Raw genomic sequence first — 16,967 nt, 5'->3', positions numbered from 1 at the left:
GGCCGGCTGGCTGCCGGGGCCGCTGGTCGAGGAGGTCAGCCGCGCGGTCGTCCAACTGCTGGACCTGGAGCCCTCGGCGCCAGCGCCGACCGGGCTCGTACCGTTCACCAACGACTCGCTCCAGGGCCCCGGCCAGGGAACGGGGAACGGAACCGGGAACGGAACGGGCAACGGCCCGGGGCCGCTCGGTACGGCGCCGCCGCTCGGGGTGTTCGGCGACCCCGTCGAGCCGGTGCCGGATCCGCGGCGGCCCGACCGGGCGGTGTCGTTCTCCTTCGAGGCCGGCGCCGGGCCGGGCACCCGCCTCAACGGCCACGGCCCGCAGGGCGCTTCGACCGCCGCGGGTACCGCCGGGCCCCGCCGCAAGGTCAGTTGCACGGTGGCGCTCGCCGTCGCGGGCGCGCTGGCCGCGGTCATGATCGGCGGCGGTTACCTGGCCGGGCTCATGCCGGGCCAGGGCGACGACCGGGACACCACGGCGGACCACGGCAGCGTCGGCGGCACACCGAAGACGTCGGACCCGGCGGCCACGCCGGGCGGCTCGGCCCCTTCGGCGTCCTCCGGCCCGTCGACCTCCCCCGACCCGACCGGCACACCCGAGCCGGGCGGCACACCTGATCCGGGCGGCCCGCCCGCGCCCTCGGCCCTGTCCGAACTGCCCAAGTCGTTCGTCGGCACCTGGTCGGGCCCCACCGTCGAAAGCGGCGGACTGCCGCACGGCGACTACCTCGTCGAGTTCAGCAAGGGAGCCGTCGGTACGGATGTGGTCCGTACGACCAGCAGCTTCTCCCTGCTCGGCACGACCGTGCACTGCTACGGCATCGGCAAGCTCGTCTCCGCGACCGACAAGCGGCTGCGGGTCGACGAGCGCCCCGACCCGGACCGTCCCGGCACCGCCGACCTGTGCACCAGCTCGGCCGCCGCCCCGCTCACCTTCACCCTCACCCGCGCGGACAGCCTGCGCTACGAGTCGCAGGAGGACGCGGCGGGCGACCCGACCGGCACGTTGACCAGGCAGTGAGCCCCGTGCCCCGGCCGCCGGGGCACCCTGGCGTACGCTGGATCGGACCTCGCAACCCCCCCTTGGGAAGGACCCGCGCCAGTGACCGAGAAGGCCGCCCTCACGCCCGTGGAAGTCACTGGAGTCCTCGACCGCGCCGCCGCAGGCGGGCGCATCACCCCCGAGGAAGCGCTCGACCTCTACCGCTCGGCCCCGCTGCACGCGCTGGGCTCGGCCGCCGACGCCGTGCGCCGCCGCCGCTACGCCGGTACGGAGCACATCGCGACGTACATCATCGAGCGCAACATCAACTACACCAACCTGTGTGTGACGGCGTGCAAGTTCTGCGCGTTCTACGCCGCGCCCAAGGACACCGAGAAGGGCTGGACCCGCGACCTCGACGACATCCTGCGCCGCTGCGCGGAGACCGTCGAACTCGGCGGCACGCAGATCATGTTCCAGGGCGGCCACCACCCGGACTTCGGTGTCGAGTACTACGAGGAGCACTTCTCCGCGATCAAGAAGGCGTTCCCGCAGCTGGTCATCCACTCCCTCGGCGCCTCCGAGATCGAGCACATGGCCCGCATCTCGGGTGTCTCCGCCGAAGAGGCGATCAGCCGGATCCACGCGGCCGGCCTCGACTCCTTCGCGGGCGCCGGCGCCGAGCTGCTGCCCGCGCGGCCTCGCACGGCGATCGCGCCGCTCAAGGAGTCCGGCGAGCGCTGGCTGGAGATCATGGAGACCGCGCACGGTCTCGGTGTCGAGTCGACGTCCACGATGCTGATGGGCACGGGCGAGACCAACGCCGAGCGGATCGAACACCTGCGGATGATCCGCGACGTGCAGGACCGGACGGGCGGCTTCCGCGCCTTCATCCCGTACACCTACCAGCCCGAGAACAACCACCTGAAGGGCCAGACGCAGGCCACGCTCTTCGAGTACCTGCGGATGATCGCCATCGCCCGGATCTTCCTCGACAACGTGGCCCATATCCAGGGCTCCTGGCTGACCACGGGCAAGGAGGTCGGCCAGCTCTCCCTGCACTACGGCGCCGACGACCTCGGCTCGATCATGCTGGAGGAGAACGTCGTCTCGTCGGCGGGCGCCAAGCACCGCTCCAACCGCCTGGAGATCATCGACCTGATCCGCAAGGCGGGCCGGGTGCCGGCGCAGCGCGCCACGACGTACGAGCACATCGTCGTGCACGACGACCCGGCGAACGACCCGGTCGACGCCCGGGTGGTCTCGCACATCTCGTCCACGGCGATCGAGGGCGGTACGGCGCACCCCGAGCTGAAGCTGCTCAGCGCCAACTGAGCCGGGCGTGCTGACGATCCATCACCCGTGGGGCGGGCTGCGTGCCGAGTGGGACGGGCCCGTCACCCCGGGACAGGCGGTCGTCGTCGACGGCGGACGGATCGCGGCGCTCGGGCCGTACGAAGAACTGCTCGCCCGGTACGGGGAGCGGGCCCGGGTCCGTGAGTGGCACGGCGTGCTCGGCCCCGGCCGGTACGAGCCCGACGGCGCCGCCCTGCTGGAGGCGGCCTACTGGCCCGATCCGCGCGAGGCGGCCGACCTCGGCACGGAGCCGCTGACCGGCGCCGCACTCGCCGCGCTGGACCTCACGGACACCCGCTGGGGCGCGAGCGCGCGCCGTGGCGTGCAGCGGCTGCTGGCGCGCGGGGTGACGGCGCTCGCGGGCCCGTTCGCCCGCGCCTCGGTCCGCACGGCGGTGGAACGCTCCGGCCTGCGCGCCGCCGCCAGGCCGCTGGCCGTCGACGCCGACGCCGACTTCGCGGTCCTCGCCGACGACGGCGGCTGCCTGGTGACGGTACTCGGCGGCCGGCTGGTGTTCCGCCGCGCCTAGGGTCTGTCGTTTGGATCTTGCCGGGCTCGCGCGCCCTGGTGCCGCGCCTCGCCGCGTTGCCGACCTGCCCAAGTAGCTCCGCTACGAGGGCACATCGGCGCCTTGCGATCGCACGCACCAGCCCCCGCGAGCCCCGCCCCGAGGGCGGACGACGATACTTCGCGGACACTCCCTAGGGCGCGCCGTACGCGTGGGGCCGGGGCTGCTTGAATGGGCGGGTGACCCGAGCATCCCTGGACAAGCAGCCGCACGAAGTCGCCTCGATGTTCGACGACGTGGCGGCCAAGTACGACCTCACCAACGACGTGCTCTCGCTCGGCCAGGCCCGGCTGTGGCGCAAGGAGGTCGCGAAGGCGGTCGACGCGCGCCCCGCCGAGAAGGTCCTCGACCTGGCCGCGGGCACCGCCACCTCCTCGCAGCCCTTCGCCGCGACCGGCGCCTACGTGGTGCCGTGCGACTTCTCGCAGGGCATGCTGCGCGAGGGCAAGAACCGCCACCCCTGGATGCCGTTCACGGCCGGGGACGCGACGAAACTGCCCTTCGCCGACGAGGTCTTCGACGCGGTGACGATCTCCTTCGGACTGCGCAACGTCCAGGACACGGATCGGGCGCTGAGCGAGCTGTTCCGGGTGACGAAGCCCGGCGGCCGTGTCGTCATCTGTGAGTTCTCCCATCCGACGTGGGCGCCGTTCAGGACCGTCTACGAGGAGTACCTGATGCGCGCGCTGCCGCCGACGGCGCGCGCCGTGTCCTCCAACCCCGACGCGTACGTCTACCTCGCCGAGTCGATCCGCGACTGGCCCGACCAGCCGGCGCTGGCGGCGAAGCTCCAGCGGGCCGGCTGGTCGAAGGTGGCGTGGCGGAACCTGACGGGCGGAGTGGTGGCACTGCACAGGGGCGTACGCGTCTGACCCGGCCGGTGCCTCACAGCTTCAGCCGGAAACACAGCGCCAGCAGTTCCTCGGTCTCGCCGCCCTGCCGCTCCCTGCTGAACGGGTAGGTCTCGGCGAGTTCCATCCCCAGCCGCCGGGTCACCGCTATGGAGCGCTCGTTGCGGGAGTTGACCATCGCCACGACCTCGCCGACCCCGGCGGCCCGTACCCGGTCCAGGGTCTGCCGGGCGGCGGCCGTGACGTAGCCGTGGCCCCAGGCGGCCCTGGCCAGCCGCCAGCCGATCTCGATCTCGCCGACCGGGCCCTGGGTCTCGTGCGGCCACGGCTGGGCGCCGGTGAAGCCGATCACCTCACCGCTGTCGTCCAGCACGCTCCAGAGGCAGAAGCCGCGTTCGGCGTCGTGCCGCCGCTGGCGCGCCGTGAGCTCCTCGTACACCGACAGCTCGGCGGGGGCGCCGCCGTGGAACTCCATCACGTCGGGGTCGGCGAAGATCCGGTGCCAGACGAGGGCGTCCTCCTCGGTGGGGACGCGCAGCCGTACGGCGGGCACCTGTCCTGTCATGTCGTTCACGATGGCGGCCCTTCAACTGTTGGATCAGTACGCACCCATAGACTGCACACGTCCAGTGCCGTCCGGTACGTCATTTCCAGTCTTCGGGAGAACCCGCTGTGACCGAGCCCCTCTCCGAGAACACCGCAGATGTGATCGTCGTCGGTGCGGGCCCGGCCGGCTCGACCACCGCGTACTACCTCGCCAAGGCGGGACTCGACGTCCTGCTGCTGGAGAAGACGGCGTTCCCGCGCGAGAAGGTCTGTGGCGACGGGCTCACCCCGCGCGCCACGAAGCAGTTGGTGTCCATGGGCATCGACATCTCCGAAGAGGCGGGCTGGCTGCGCAACAAGGGCCTGCGGATCATCGGCGGCGGTGTGCGGCTCCAGCTCGACTGGCCGGACCTCGCCACGTACCCGGACTACGGACTCGTCCGCAAGCGCGACGACTTCGACGAGCAGCTGGCCCGGCAGGCGCAGAAGGCCGGCGCCCGGCTGTACGAGCGCTGCAACGTGGGCGCGCCGATCCTCGACGAGCGCACGGGCCACATCACCGGCGTCAACGCGAAGCTCGGTGAGGAGAAGACCCCGGTCACCTTCCACGCGCCGCTCGTGGTCGCTGCCGACGGCAACTCCACCCGGCTGTCGCTCGCGATGGGCCTGCACCGCCGCGAGGACCGCCCGATGGGCGTCGCCGTCCGCACGTACTTCACCTCGCCGCGCCACGACGACGACTACCTGGAGTCCTGGCTGGAGCTGTGGGACAGGCGCGGCCCGCAGGACCGGCTGCTGCCCGGCTACGGCTGGATCTTCGGCATGGGCGACGGTACGTCCAACGTGGGCCTCGGCATCCTCGACTCCTCCGCCGCCTTCCGCGAGCTGGACTGGCGCGAGGTGCTGAAGGCCTGGTGCGCCTCGATGCCGGCGGACTGGGGCTACGTCCCGGAGAACATGACGATGCCGATCCGCGGCGCCGCCCTCCCGATGGCCTTCAACCGCCAGCCGCACTACACGAAGGGCCTGTTGCTCGTCGGCGACGCGGGCGGCCTGATCAACCCGTTCAACGGCGAGGGCATCGCCTACGCGATGGAGTCGGGCCAGATCGCCGCCGACGTGATGGTCCAGGCGGTCTCCCGCGCGACCCCGGCCCAGCGCGAACTGGCCCTCCAGCGCTACCCGAAGGTCCTCAAGGACACCTACGGCGGCTACTACACCCTGGGCCGCGCCTTCGTGAAGCTCATCGGCAACCCCAAGATCATGAAGATCGCGGCCCAACGCGGCCTGACCCACCCGATGCTGATGCGCTTCACCCTGAAGATGCTGGCGAACCTGACGGACCCGACGGGCGGCGACGCGATGGACCGCATCATCAACGGCCTGACAAAGGTAGCCCCGAAGGCCTGACCCGGCCGTTCTGCCGACCGCTCGACTGAGTACGACAACTCATGTCGTCGTCCCGGCACGCTCCGTAAGCTCAAGGCCGTTGTGCACGGCCTTCTTACAGAGTGGGGTTACGGAGTATGGCCACCTTCGAGGCGGAGTGGGCACAGATCAGACACGCGTCGTCGGGCTCAGGAATGACGCTCGCCAGTGCCGACGACGAGGGCCCTGACTGGACCGGTTCCGGCGGCGTGCAGACGAACAAGGCCGCGTGGTCGGCGGCAGGGCACGGCGTCGGTCTGCTGAGGGGCGACATCAAGAAGGCACGTACGGCCCTGGACCAGGCGCAAGGGGAGCTGGGCGGCTGGGGCGACGCGGTCGGTGGAGTGGAGAGCGCGGTGGCCCAGGCCGCGGTCGCCACGTCGTGGACGCGGTATCTGGATCTGGCGAGCGGTCGCTGCGAGGCCCTGGCGACGCTGCTCGAACAGACGGGCGCCCGCCAGGACGAGAACACCCAAGCGATCGAGAAGGCGTTCCAGGCACTCGGCGCCCGGTACAAGGACACCGCGAACGCCGACCAGAGCCAGGGCGGGTGAGCCAGGACCGTGGATCTCGCCTCGCTGAAAGCTCTCAAGCCGGCCGCGTACGAGGGGGCTGCGGACGGCTACCGCGCGACCAGTGACATGGCTTCCCAGGCCAAGGACACCGTGGAGAACCAGATCGCGGCCAAGATGCGGGGGTCGCTCGGGGGAGCGGCCCTTGAAGCCGCGGTGGAGCAACTCCAGGCGCTGGCGGAGGATTTCCACTACATCCAGGTCGAGTGCGGTCTTGTCAGTACCGCGTTGAACGCGTTCGCCTCCGAGGTACGGCCCGCGCAGACCAAACTGGAAGCCGCCTTGGAGGACGCGCGCACGCGGCAGTTCACGGTGGGGGCCGACGGATCGGTCAGCTATCCGGCGGCGGGCCCCGATTCGGACGGCGCGAAGCCGCAGGGCGGCGTTTCGAACGGTACGACCTCCGATGTGGCCGGGGCGGTCGGTCGCCAGGCTGCGAACTTTGACCCCAACCCCAACGCGGTATACGCGCACGAATGCGCGGACCGGATCGCGGAGGCCCTTCAGGAGGCGACGGAGGCCGACCAGAAGTGGACGCCGCAACTGTGGAAGCTGCTGGCGGACGACGACCTGACGGTCTCCGCGGGGGACTGGTCCGACGCGGGGAAGGACATGCGTGGGGTCCGCAAGGACGCCGGTGCCTATCTGGCGGAGATCGGGGCGCCGCCCGAGGGCGGTACTCCTGAGGACAACGCGGCCTGGTGGAAAGGTCTGTCGGCGGCGCAGAGAGCCGACTACCTCTCGGCATTCCCCGACCGGGTCGGTGCGCTGGACGGTCTTCCCGCCGACGCGCGCGACGAGGCCAACCGTACGGTGCTGGACGAGACGCAAGGTGATTACGGGGTGAGGCTGGCCGCGATCCCGCCGGAGCCACCGAAAATCGCGAACGCGCGCTACAACCCCGAGTGGTCGGCGTGGAACGCCAAGTACGGCGCCGAACACGCGCGTCTGGAAGCCGCGCTGAAGGGCATGAACGCGATTCAGCAGCGCTTCGACGACACCGGGAGCAGGAGTCTCCCCGAGGCGTACCTCCTGGGTTTCGACGCCCGGGGGAAGGGTGACGGAAAGGTCATCCTGGCCAACGGCAACCCGGACACGGCCGACCACACGGCGATCTACGTCCCGGGCACCGGAACCAATCTGGAGGGCATCGGCGGCAATCTGAACCGGGGCAGCTCACTGTGGCGGCAGAGTTCCGTCCTGGCGCCCGGCGAGAGCATCTCCACCATCACCTGGTTCGACTACAACGCCCCGGACGGGATTCAGGCGGCCACGCACGACACGTATGCCGAGACAGGCGGACCGACCCTCCGTCAATTCCTGGACGGAAACGCCGCAGCACACCAGGCAGCGACGGGTGGCACGGCCCACACCACGCTCATCGGCCACAGCTACGGCAGCACGCTCATCGGAGACGCCGCCCAGCAGGGGACCTACCCGGACGGCCCGCTGGCGGCCGACGACGTCCTGGTCGCGGGCAGCCCGGGCATGCAGGCGGACCGCGCGGCCGATCTCGGGGTCAGACCCGGCCACATGTGGGCCATGGCGGGCGGCACCGACGACCACATCGTCCGGCAAGGGGGTCGGGTCATGGGACTCGCCGGCGACTTGGTGCTCCCCACGGACCCGCCGTTCGGCGCGAACATCATGCAATCGGACGCCGGCGACCATGGCGCCTTCTGGGACGAGCACGACGGCAGGGCATCGGTCAGCTTGGAGAACCAAGCGAGAGTCGTGGTAGGTAGGTATGGCGACGTCACACTCGAGGAATAGCGTGCCGAAGGCTCACATGAACGGGAAACGCGCCTTGGCGGGTCTGGCGCTACTGGGTTCTCTGACGCTGGCGATGGGGTGTTCTGCCATGGGCAAAGACACGGACGGAATCGGGTACGAACCGCGGACGCGCGACAGCCGGGCCGTGGAGGACGAGATCGGTACGCTCTCCAGCCAGGTCCTCGACATGACGGACACCAAAGGCCAGGTCACGAAGCCGGGTCCGGCGGACGGCGCCTGCTCGGACGACGACACCACGTTGCGCAGAGTGCGACATCCGTGGTCGCTCTACGGGCTGAGCGACAACGCGCTGCGGAAGGCGATGGACAGCCTTGCCGACTCGCTGCCCGCACGCGGCTGGAAGGTCGTCAAGGACGGCGCGGACTCCAGCAAGAACAAGAACCGCGAGATCCTGGCCGTCCACATGGCCACCAGTTCCCAGCTTGAGGTCACCTGGATGAGGGGACTCGACGGTCACGACCCACTGATCTCGGTCGACGTGTATTCCAGATGTTTCCGCACCGAGGGCTCAGGTACGGCGTAACCCCGTACGCGAAAGGCCCGCACCCCCCGTCGGGTGCGGGCCTTTCGCGTGTGTCCGGTGTGTGGTGCGTCAGAGGACGCGGACCGCGCCCGACGGCGGGTCCCAGTCCAGGGACTTCTCCACCACTCCCGTGCTCGGGTTCTGCGCGCCGACGAACTGGCCGTCGCCCACGTAGATCCCCGTGTGGTACGCGCTGCCCGCGCCGCCCCAGTAGAGGATGTCGCCCGGCTGGAGGTTGCTCAGGGAGACCTGGGTGCCGGCCGTCGACTGCGAGCCGGAGACCCGGGGGAGGTCGACGCCGACCGAGCGGTAGGCCGCCTGGACCAGGCCCGAGCAGTCCCAGGCGTTGGGGCCCGTGGAGCCCATCACGTACGCGTCGCCGAGCTGCGCCTTCGCGAAGGCGACCACGGCGCCGGCCGAGCCGGAGGCCGTGGAGGCGCTGTACGAGCCCGAGTCGGACGTGGAGGCCGCGGTGGTGGTCGCGGTGAGGGTGGTGCGTTCCGTGGTGCGAGAGGCGCGCTCGGCGGCCTTCGCGCGGGCGGCCTTCTCCGCCCTCTCCGCCTTCTTCTTCGCTTCGGCCTTGCGCTCGGCCTCGGCGTGCGCCTTCTTGGCGGCGTGTGCCGCCTTGGTGGCTGCCGCGTCTTCCTGGGCCTGAAGTTCCAGGGTGAGCGCGATCTGCTGGGTGGCTTCGGCGGACTGTGCCGCGCTGCCCGCCAACCCGGTGGTGAGCGTGGGGATCTCGATGGTCTGGGTCACCGGCTCGGCGTTCGCCGGGCCGGCAGCACCTGCCACCGCGATGGTGCTGAGGACGCCACCGGCAACTCCGGCACGGAGCGCGGTTCTCGACGCACTCTGGCGGGGCTTCCGGTGGCTTCGTATGAGAGCGGTGTGGGACATGGGACAACCCGTATCAGGGGTTCCCGGGTTGCCGTCAAGCAAGGTGTGTTGCGCCACAGTTACGTTCGGAATCTGTGAATCCGCTTATTCGGGGCCTTTATTGACGCCGTAACGGGCAAAACGGGCAGTCGCGATCACGGGCATGATCACGGCCTTTCAGCTAAACGCCCGAATTGCCCGCCGCCTACCATCCCTTCACACGGTTGGCCAAGCCCCGCTTTTCCGCCATCTGCGCGACGTGGTACAGGTCACACCGTCGGCACGCGCGGGTGGGAATTGTCCGGACCCGTCGCTCGTGAATGCGCGCACGTGTCCACCTCGCTCCGCGCGACCCCCTCGACCGGGTGAGCGCGAGCGCCTTATCACCCAAAAGCCGTCCATCGCCAATTTGCCTGTATCGAGCACCGCTTGATAGAGGCGGGCGGCCACGACCAGCGGCAACGCCCGCCGTTGTGACGTCGGGTGACCGTTCGGGCGCCTCACGTGGGACGGCTTCCGCTCATCCGACTTCATGATCCTCGGCCGGGTGGTGGAGATCACAAAGCCCTTGTCGCACCCCGTGTCGCAGATCACAGACCACCAGGCATAGGATGCGGGGCAGCCGGGCTTGTGAACTGCCTCACATGTAAGCGATCTTCGTGGGGTGGCGAGCGAAAAGCCCGCTGCGGTCCATCGGTCAAGGACGACTGGAAGGAGCTGAGGAGCGTGAATGCCTACGCGCCCATCCTCGTGCTCGGCGCCCTCGGAGCTGGGTTTGCGATCTTCTCCGTGGTGATGGCCACGCTTATCGGCCCAAAACGGTACAACAGGGCGAAACTTGAAGCGTACGAGTGCGGGATCGAACCGACGCCGACACCCGCCGGGGGCGGTCGCTTCCCCATCAAGTACTACCTGACGGCGATGCTCTTCATCGTCTTCGACATCGAGATCGTCTTCCTTTACCCCTGGGCGGTCACTTTCGACTCCCTGGGGATTTTCGGGCTCGTGGAGATGCTGCTCTTCGTGCTCACCGTCTTCGTCGCCTACGCGTATGTGTGGCGGCGGGGCGGTCTGGAATGGGACTAGAGGGGCTGAGGGGCCACCAATGGGACTCGAAGAGAAGCTGCCGAGCGGTTTCCTGCTGACCACCGTCGAACAGGCGCAGGGCTGGGTGCGGAGTTCGTCCATGTTCCCCGCGACCTTCGGCCTTGCCTGCTGTGCCATCGAGATGATGACGACGGGTGCCGGACGGTACGACCTGGCACGGTTCGGGATGGAGGTCTTCCGCGGCTCGCCGCGCCAGGCCGACCTGATGATCGTCGCAGGCCGGGTGAGCCAGAAGATGGCGCCCGTGCTGCGGCAGGTCTACGACCAGATGCCCAACCCCAAGTGGGTGATCTCCATGGGGGTCTGCGCCTCGTCGGGCGGCATGTTCAACAACTACGCCATCGTCCAGGGTGTCGACCACGTCGTCCCCGTCGACATCTATCTGCCCGGCTGCCCGCCGCGGCCCGAGATGCTGATGGACGCGATCCTCAAGCTCCACGCGAAGATCAAGGACGGCAAGCTCGGCGTCAACGCGGAGGAAGCCGCCCGCGAGGCGGAGGAAGCGGCCCTCAAGGCGCTCCCCACCATCGAGATGAAGGGGCTGCTGCGGTGACCGACGAGCAGCGATCCGCCGAAGCGGCGAACGGGTCCGGGCAGAACGGATCCGGCAAGAACGTTCCCTCCGAGCGGAACCAGGCCGCCGAGGTCATCCGGGTCAAGCGGGGGATGTTCGGCGCCGAGAACGGCGGCGACACCTCCGGCTACGGCGGACTCGTCAGGCCCGTGGCCCTCCCGGGCGCCTCGTCACGTCCGTACGGCGGCCGGGACGGCGTCTTCGACGAGATCGCCGACGAACTCGAAGGCGCCCTCGACGAGCAGGGACTCCTGCCCGAGAACGCGATCGAGAAGACGGTCGTCGACCGCGGCGAGATGACCTTCCACATCGCCCGTGAGCATCTGGTCCAGGTCGCGCGCACCCTGCGTGACGACCCGGCGCTGCGCTTCGAGCTGTGTACGGGGGTGTCGGGCGTCCACTACCTCGGTGACAAGGGCCGCGAGCTGCACGCCGTCTACCACCTGCGCTCGATCACCCACAGCCGGCTGATCCGCCTGGAGGTGTCGGCCCCCGACGCCGACCCGCACGTGCCGTCCCTGGTCGAGATCTATCCGACCAACGACTGGCACGAGCGCGAGACGTACGACTTCTTCGGCCTGATCTTCGACGGTCACCCGGCCCTGACCCGGATCATGATGCCGGACGACTGGCAGGGCTTCCCGCAGCGCAAGGACTATCCGCTCGGCGGTATCGCCGTCGAGTACAAGGGCGCCCAGATCCCGGCTCCGGACCAGCGGAGGTCGTACTCCTGATGTCAACTCCCCAAGCTCCGCACGCGACTCCCCGCGCCACGACCGAGGGCACCGTCTACACGGTCACCGGCGGCGACTGGGACGAGGTCGTCGAATCGGCGGTCAAGAGCGACGACGAGCGCATCGTCGTCAACATGGGCCCGCAGCACCCGTCCACGCACGGCGTGCTGCGGCTGATCCTGGAGATCGACGGCGAGACCGTCACCGAGGCCCGCTGCGGCATCGGTTACCTGCACACCGGCATCGAGAAGAACCTCGAATACCGCACGTGGACGCAGGGCACCACGTTCGTCACGCGCATGGACTACCTGACGTCGTTCTTCAACGAGACGGCGTACTGCCTCGGCGTGGAGAAGCTGCTCGGCATCGAGGACCAGATCCCGGACCGGGCCACCGCCATCCGCGTCCTGCTGATGGAGCTGAACCGGCTCTCCTCGCACCTGGTCGCCATCGCCACCGGCGGTATGGAGCTCGGCGCGACCACGATCATGATCTACGGCTTCCGCGATCGTGAACTGATTCTCGACGCCTACGAGCTGATCACCGGGCTGCGCATGAACCACGCGTTCATCCGCCCCGGCGGCCTCGCCCAGGACCTGCCGGCCGGCGCCGTCGACCATCTGCGCGGGATGCTCAAGACGCTCCGCAAGAACCTGCCGGAGTACGACAAGCTCGCCACCGGCAACCCCATCTTCAAGGCCCGTATGCAGGACGTCGGTTACCTCGACCTGGCGGGCTGCATGGCGCTCGGCGCTACGGGGCCGATCCTGCGGGCCGCCGGACTCCCGCACGACCTGCGCAAGTCCGACCCGTACTGCGGCTACGAGAACTACGACTTCGAGATCCCGACCGCGGAGACCTGCGACTCCTACGGCCGCTTCCTGATCCGGCTTGAGGAGATGCGGCAGTCGCTGCGGATCGTCGAGCAGATCCTGGACCGGCTCGAACCCGGCCCGGTCATGGTCGCGGACAAGAAGATCGCCTGGCCCGCGCAGCTCGCGCTCGGCCCGGACGGACTCGGCAACTCGCTCGACCACATCAAGAACATCATGGGCACGTCCATGGAGGCTCTGATCCATCACTTCAAACTGGTGACGGAGGGCTTCCGCGTCCCGGCGGGACAGGCGTACGCGGCGGTCGAGTCGCCCAAGGGCGAACTCGGCGCGCACGTCGTCTCCGACGGGGGCACGCGCCCGTACCGGGTCCACTTCAGGGACCCGTCCTTCACCAATCTCCAGGCCATGGCCGCGATGTGTGAGGGCGGCCAGGTCGCCGACGTCATCGTCGCTGTCGCGTCCATCGACCCCGTGATGGGAGGCGTCGACCGGTGACGACCACACCCGCCAACTCCGAGGTCAGCCTGGGGATGCCCCAGCTGCCCGCCCCGGACTTCCCGGCCGATGTGCGGGCCAGGCTGGAGACCGACGCGAAGGAGATCATCGCGCGCTACCCGGGCTCCAGGTCGGCGCTGCTGCCGCTGCTGCACCTCGTGCAGTCGGAGGAGGGCTACGTCTCCCGTACGGGCATGGCGTTCTGCGCCGACCAACTCGGCCTGACGACCGCCGAGGTCACGGCCGTCGCGACCTTCTACACCATGTACCGGCGCAAGCCGAGCGGTGACTACCAGGTCGGCGTCTGCACCAACACGCTCTGCGCGGTGATGGGCGGCGACGCCATCTTCGACGAACTGAAGCAGCACCTCGGGGTCGGCAACGACGAGACCACCGAGGACGGCAAGGTCACCCTCGAACACATCGAGTGCAACGCGGCCTGCGACTTCGCCCCCGTGGTGATGGTCAACTGGGAGTTCTTCGACAACCAGACGCCGGACAGCGCCAAGCAGCTCGTCGACGACCTGCGGGAGGGTCGTCCCGTCGCGCCCACCCGTGGCGCACCGCTGTGCACGTACAAGGAGACGGCCAGGATCCTCGCCGGGTTCCCCGACGAGCGCCCCGGTGCCGTCGAGGCGACCGGCGGCGCGGGACCCGCCTCGCTGATCGGTCTGCGGCTCGCCAGGGGCGAGAGCACCCAGCGTGTGGTGTCGCCGCGCGGCGGGGACGACGCGGCCGCTCCCAAGGACGCACCGCAGCCCGGCTCCCAGCACCTCAGCTCGCACGACGCACCGCAGGACACCTCGGCCTCCGACCCCGCGCACCCCGCCGGGCCCGCAGCCGAGGAGGGGGAGTGATGACGACCATGCCGACCGAAGTCGACGAGCACGGCACCAGCCCGGAGAAACTCCTGGCACCGGTCCTGTCCGCGTTCTGGGACCAGCCGGAGTCCTGGACGCTGGACACCTACCAGCGGCACGACGGCTACGAGGGACTGAAGAAGGCCCTCGCGATGTCGCCCGACGACCTCATCGCTTACGTCAAGGACGCGGGTCTGCGCGGCCGTGGCGGCGCCGGCTTCCCGACCGGGATGAAGTGGCAGTTCATCCCGCAGGGCGACGGCAAGCCGCACTATCTCGTCGTCAACGCCGACGAGTCGGAGCCCGGCACCTGCAAGGACATGCCGCTCCTCTTCGCCAACCCGCACTCCCTCATCGAGGGCATCGTGATCGCCTGTTACGCGATCCGCTCCTCGCTCGCCTTCATCTACGTACGCGGCGAGGTCGTGCCGGTCCTGCGCAGGCTGCACGAAGCCGTGCGCGAGGCGTACGAGGCCGGCTACCTCGGCAAGGACATCCTGGGCAGCGGACTCGACCTCGACATCGTCGTGCACGCGGGCGCCGGCGCGTACATCTGCGGTGAGGAAACCGCGCTGCTCGACTCCCTGGAGGGCCGTCGCGGACAGCCCAGGCTGCGTCCTCCCTTCCCCGCGGTCGCGGGGCTCTACGCATGCCCCACTGTCGTGAACAACGTGGAGTCCATCGCGTCCGTTCCCGCGATCCTGCAGCGCGGCAAGGACTGGTTCAAATCGATGGGCAGCGAGAAGTCCCCGGGCTTCACGCTCTACTCGCTCAGCGGCCACGTCGCCAACCCCGGCCAGTACGAGGGCCCGCTCGGGCTCACCCTGCGCCAGCTGCTCGACATGGGCGGCGGCATCAGGGCGGGCCACCGGCTCAAGTTCTGGACGCCCGGCGGCTCTTCGACGCCGATGTTCACCGAGGAGCACCTCGACGTCGCCCTGGACTACGAGGGCGTCGGCGCGGCCGGCTCCATGCTCGGCACCAAGGCGCTCCAGTGCTTCGACGAGACGACCTGTGTCGTACGGGCCGTCACCCGCTGGACCGAGTTCTACGCCCACGAGTCCTGCGGCAAGTGCACGCCGTGCCGTGAAGGCACCTACTGGCTCGTCCAGTTGCTGCGCGACATCGAGGCGGGCAAGGGCCAGATGTCCGACCTGGACAAGCTGAACGACATCGCCGACACGATCAACGGCAAGTCGTTCTGCGCGCTCGGCGACGGCGCCGCCGCCCCGATCTTCTCCTCGCTCAAGTACTTCCGCGAGGAGTACGAGCAGCACATCACCGGCAAGGGCTGCCCCCTCGACCCCGCGAAGTCCACCGTGTGGGCAGACCAGCACAACCCGCACCTGGAGGTGAACGCATGACAGTCACCACGTCCGCTCCCTCCGGCGGCGGCGAGGCGGCGGTCCCGCCGGAAGATCTCGTCTCGCTGACGATCGACGGCATCGAGATCTCCGTCCCCAAGGGGACCCTGGTGATCCGCGCCGCCGAACTGCTCGGCATCGAGATCCCGCGCTTCTGCGACCATCCGCTGCTCGACCCGGTCGGCGCCTGCCGGCAGTGCATCGTGGAGGTCGAGGGCCAGCGCAAACCGATGGCCTCCTGCACGATCACCTGCACCGACGGCATGGTCGTCAAGTCGCAGCTGTCGTCGCCCGTCGCCGAGAAGGCCCAGCGCGGGGTGATGGAGCTGCTGCTCATCAACCACCCGCTGGACTGCCCGGTCTGCGACAAGGGCGGCGAGTGCCCGCTGCAGAACCAGGCCATGCAGGTCGGCGACCCGGACACCCGGTTCGAAGGCCGCAAGCGCACCTACGAGAAGCCGGTCCCGATCTCGACCCAGGTGCTGCTCGACCGTGAGCGCTGCGTGCTGTGCGCCCGCTGCACCCGGTTCTCCAACCAGGTCGCCGGCGACCCGATGATCGAGCTGATCGAGCGCGGCGCGCTGGAGCAGGTCGGCACCGGCGAGGGCGACCCGTTCGCCTCGTACTTCTCCGGCAACACCATCCAGATCTGCCCGGTCGGCGCGCTGACCTCGGCGGCGTACCGGTTCCGCTCCCGCCCCTTCGACCTGGTGTCGTCGCCGAGCGTCTGCGAGCACTGCGCGGGCGGTTGCGCGACCCGTACCGACCACCGGCGCGGCAAGGTCATGCGGCGGCTGGCTGCCGACGACCCCGAGGTCAACGAGGAGTGGATCTGCGACAAGGGGCGGTTCGGCTTCCGCTACGCGCAGAAGCCCGACCGGCTCACCACCCCGCTGGTACGCGGCGACGACGGCATCCTGGCACCCGCCAGCTGGCCCGAGGCGCTGGAGGCCGCCGCCCGCGGTCTCGCGGCGGCGCGCGGCAGGGCCGGGGTGCTGACCGGCGGCCGGCTCACCGTCGAGGACGCCTACGCGTACGCGAAGTTCGCGCGGGTCGCCCTCGACACCAACGACATCGACTTCCGCGCGCGCGTGCACAGCAGCGAGGAGGCCGACTTCCTGGCGTCCCAGGTCGCGGGCCACGGCCACGACCTGGACGGCACGGGCGTCACCAACGCCAAGCTGGAGAAGGCCCCGGCCGTCCTGCTCGTCGGGTTCGAGTCCGAGGAGGAGGCGCCCGGCGTCTTCCTGCGGCTGCGCAAGGCGTACCGCAAGCACGGCCAGCGCACCTTCTCGCTCGCCACGCACGCGACGCCCGGCCTGGCGAAGGCGGGCGGCACGCTGCTGCCCGCCGCCCCCGGCACCGAGACCGAGTGGCTGGACGCGCTCGCCTCCGGCACCGGACTCGACGGCGACGGCGCGACTGCGTCCGAGGCGCTGCGCGCGCCCGGCGCCGTGATCGTCGTCGGTGAGCGGCTGGCCGCGGTACCCGGCGGTCTGAC

General features: G+C 69.8%; 16 protein-coding genes and 1 pseudogene. 15 read left to right on the top strand and 2 right to left on the bottom strand.

Annotation, left to right across the window (positions count from 1 at the left end):
• From HY68_RS43550 to HY68_RS07535, 4 genes and pseudogenes are all read left to right on the top strand, one after another.
• Positions 1 to 1,021 (top strand): annotated as a pseudogene (locus tag HY68_RS43550) (serine/threonine protein kinase); the annotation flags it as partial.
• Positions 1,022 to 1,102: 81 nt separating this feature from the next.
• Entirely contained in the window at positions 1,103 to 2,317 is a 1,215-nt protein-coding gene (mqnC, locus tag HY68_RS07545) for a cyclic dehypoxanthinyl futalosine synthase (protein WP_041985958.1), read from the top strand.
• Between the two features lie 16 nt (positions 2,318 to 2,333).
• The gene (locus HY68_RS07540) at positions 2,334 to 2,867 is read left to right on the top strand and encodes a hypothetical protein (RefSeq protein ID WP_041995375.1); all 534 of its coding nucleotides are present in this window, start codon (positions 2,334 to 2,336) and stop codon (positions 2,865 to 2,867) included.
• Positions 2,868 to 3,085: 218 nt separating this feature from the next.
• The gene (locus HY68_RS07535; RefSeq protein ID WP_078863472.1) at positions 3,086 to 3,778 is read left to right on the top strand and encodes a demethylmenaquinone methyltransferase; all 693 of its coding nucleotides are present in this window, start codon (positions 3,086 to 3,088) and stop codon (positions 3,776 to 3,778) included.
• Positions 3,779 to 3,791: 13 nt separating this feature from the next.
• On the opposite strand, the gene HY68_RS07530 is transcribed toward HY68_RS07535, so the two are convergent.
• Complete coding sequence (locus HY68_RS07530) at positions 3,792 to 4,322, bottom strand: GNAT family N-acetyltransferase (protein ID WP_041995373.1); 531 nt, start codon at positions 4,320 to 4,322, stop codon at positions 3,792 to 3,794.
• Between the two features lie 107 nt (positions 4,323 to 4,429).
• Here HY68_RS07530 and HY68_RS07525 point away from each other — a divergent pair, with 107 nt between their 5' ends.
• From HY68_RS07525 to HY68_RS07510, 4 genes are all read left to right on the top strand, one after another.
• Positions 4,430 to 5,713 carry a geranylgeranyl reductase family protein gene (locus HY68_RS07525; RefSeq protein WP_041985955.1) on the top strand — a complete coding sequence of 428 codons (1,284 nt, stop codon included), beginning with the start codon at positions 4,430 to 4,432 and terminating at the stop codon, positions 5,711 to 5,713.
• 116 nt (positions 5,714 to 5,829) lie between these two features.
• Entirely contained in the window at positions 5,830 to 6,285 is a 456-nt protein-coding gene (locus HY68_RS07520; protein WP_041985953.1) for a hypothetical protein, read from the top strand.
• A gap of 9 nt (positions 6,286 to 6,294) precedes the next feature.
• Positions 6,295 to 8,076 carry an alpha/beta hydrolase gene (locus tag HY68_RS07515; protein ID WP_041985950.1) on the top strand — a complete coding sequence of 594 codons (1,782 nt, stop codon included), beginning with the start codon at positions 6,295 to 6,297 and terminating at the stop codon, positions 8,074 to 8,076.
• A gap of 88 nt (positions 8,077 to 8,164) precedes the next feature.
• On the top strand, positions 8,165 to 8,620 hold the full coding sequence (locus tag HY68_RS07510) for a hypothetical protein (protein ID WP_052457037.1): 456 nt from the start codon (positions 8,165 to 8,167) through the stop codon (positions 8,618 to 8,620).
• A 69-nt stretch (positions 8,621 to 8,689) separates the two neighbouring features.
• On the opposite strand, the gene HY68_RS07505 is transcribed toward HY68_RS07510, so the two are convergent.
• Positions 8,690 to 9,517, bottom strand: coding sequence for a C40 family peptidase (locus HY68_RS07505; protein ID WP_041985949.1), 828 nt, complete (start codon positions 9,515 to 9,517; stop codon positions 8,690 to 8,692).
• Between the two features lie 705 nt (positions 9,518 to 10,222).
• Between HY68_RS07505 and HY68_RS07500 the strand changes: the two genes are divergently transcribed.
• From HY68_RS07500 to HY68_RS44845, 7 genes are all read left to right on the top strand, one after another.
• Positions 10,223 to 10,582, top strand: a complete 360-nt coding sequence (locus HY68_RS07500; protein WP_030379754.1) for an NADH-quinone oxidoreductase subunit A — start codon at positions 10,223 to 10,225, stop codon at positions 10,580 to 10,582.
• A gap of 19 nt (positions 10,583 to 10,601) precedes the next feature.
• A complete protein-coding gene (locus HY68_RS07495; protein WP_041985945.1) occupies positions 10,602 to 11,156 on the top strand; it encodes an NADH-quinone oxidoreductase subunit B in 555 nt (184 codons plus the stop codon).
• On the top strand, positions 11,153 to 11,911 hold the full coding sequence (locus HY68_RS07490) for an NADH-quinone oxidoreductase subunit C (protein ID WP_041985943.1): 759 nt from the start codon (positions 11,153 to 11,155) through the stop codon (positions 11,909 to 11,911). The genes HY68_RS07495 and HY68_RS07490 overlap by 4 nt, the downstream gene beginning before the upstream one ends.
• The gene (locus HY68_RS07485) at positions 11,911 to 13,242 is read left to right on the top strand and encodes an NADH-quinone oxidoreductase subunit D (protein ID WP_041985941.1); all 1,332 of its coding nucleotides are present in this window, start codon (positions 11,911 to 11,913) and stop codon (positions 13,240 to 13,242) included. Before HY68_RS07490 ends, HY68_RS07485 begins: the two co-directional genes overlap by 1 nt.
• Positions 13,239 to 14,099 carry an NADH-quinone oxidoreductase subunit NuoE gene (gene nuoE, locus HY68_RS07480; protein ID WP_041985938.1) on the top strand — a complete coding sequence of 287 codons (861 nt, stop codon included), beginning with the start codon at positions 13,239 to 13,241 and terminating at the stop codon, positions 14,097 to 14,099. Before HY68_RS07485 ends, nuoE begins: the two co-directional genes overlap by 4 nt.
• Complete coding sequence (nuoF, locus tag HY68_RS07475) at positions 14,099 to 15,466, top strand: NADH-quinone oxidoreductase subunit NuoF (protein WP_041985936.1); 1,368 nt, start codon at positions 14,099 to 14,101, stop codon at positions 15,464 to 15,466. The genes nuoE and nuoF overlap by 1 nt, the downstream gene beginning before the upstream one ends.
• Positions 15,463 to 16,967 (top strand): NADH-quinone oxidoreductase subunit G (locus HY68_RS44845; protein WP_041985933.1); only part of this gene is annotated, 1,505 nt, incomplete at its 3' end. The genes nuoF and HY68_RS44845, both read left to right, overlap by 4 nt.

The organism is Streptomyces sp. AcH 505 (assembly GCF_000818175.1).
Taxonomy (GTDB): domain Bacteria; phylum Actinomycetota; class Actinomycetes; order Streptomycetales; family Streptomycetaceae; genus Streptomyces.
Note: the sequence above shows the minus strand (reverse complement) of the source record. Positions and strands in the feature narration are given on the sequence as shown.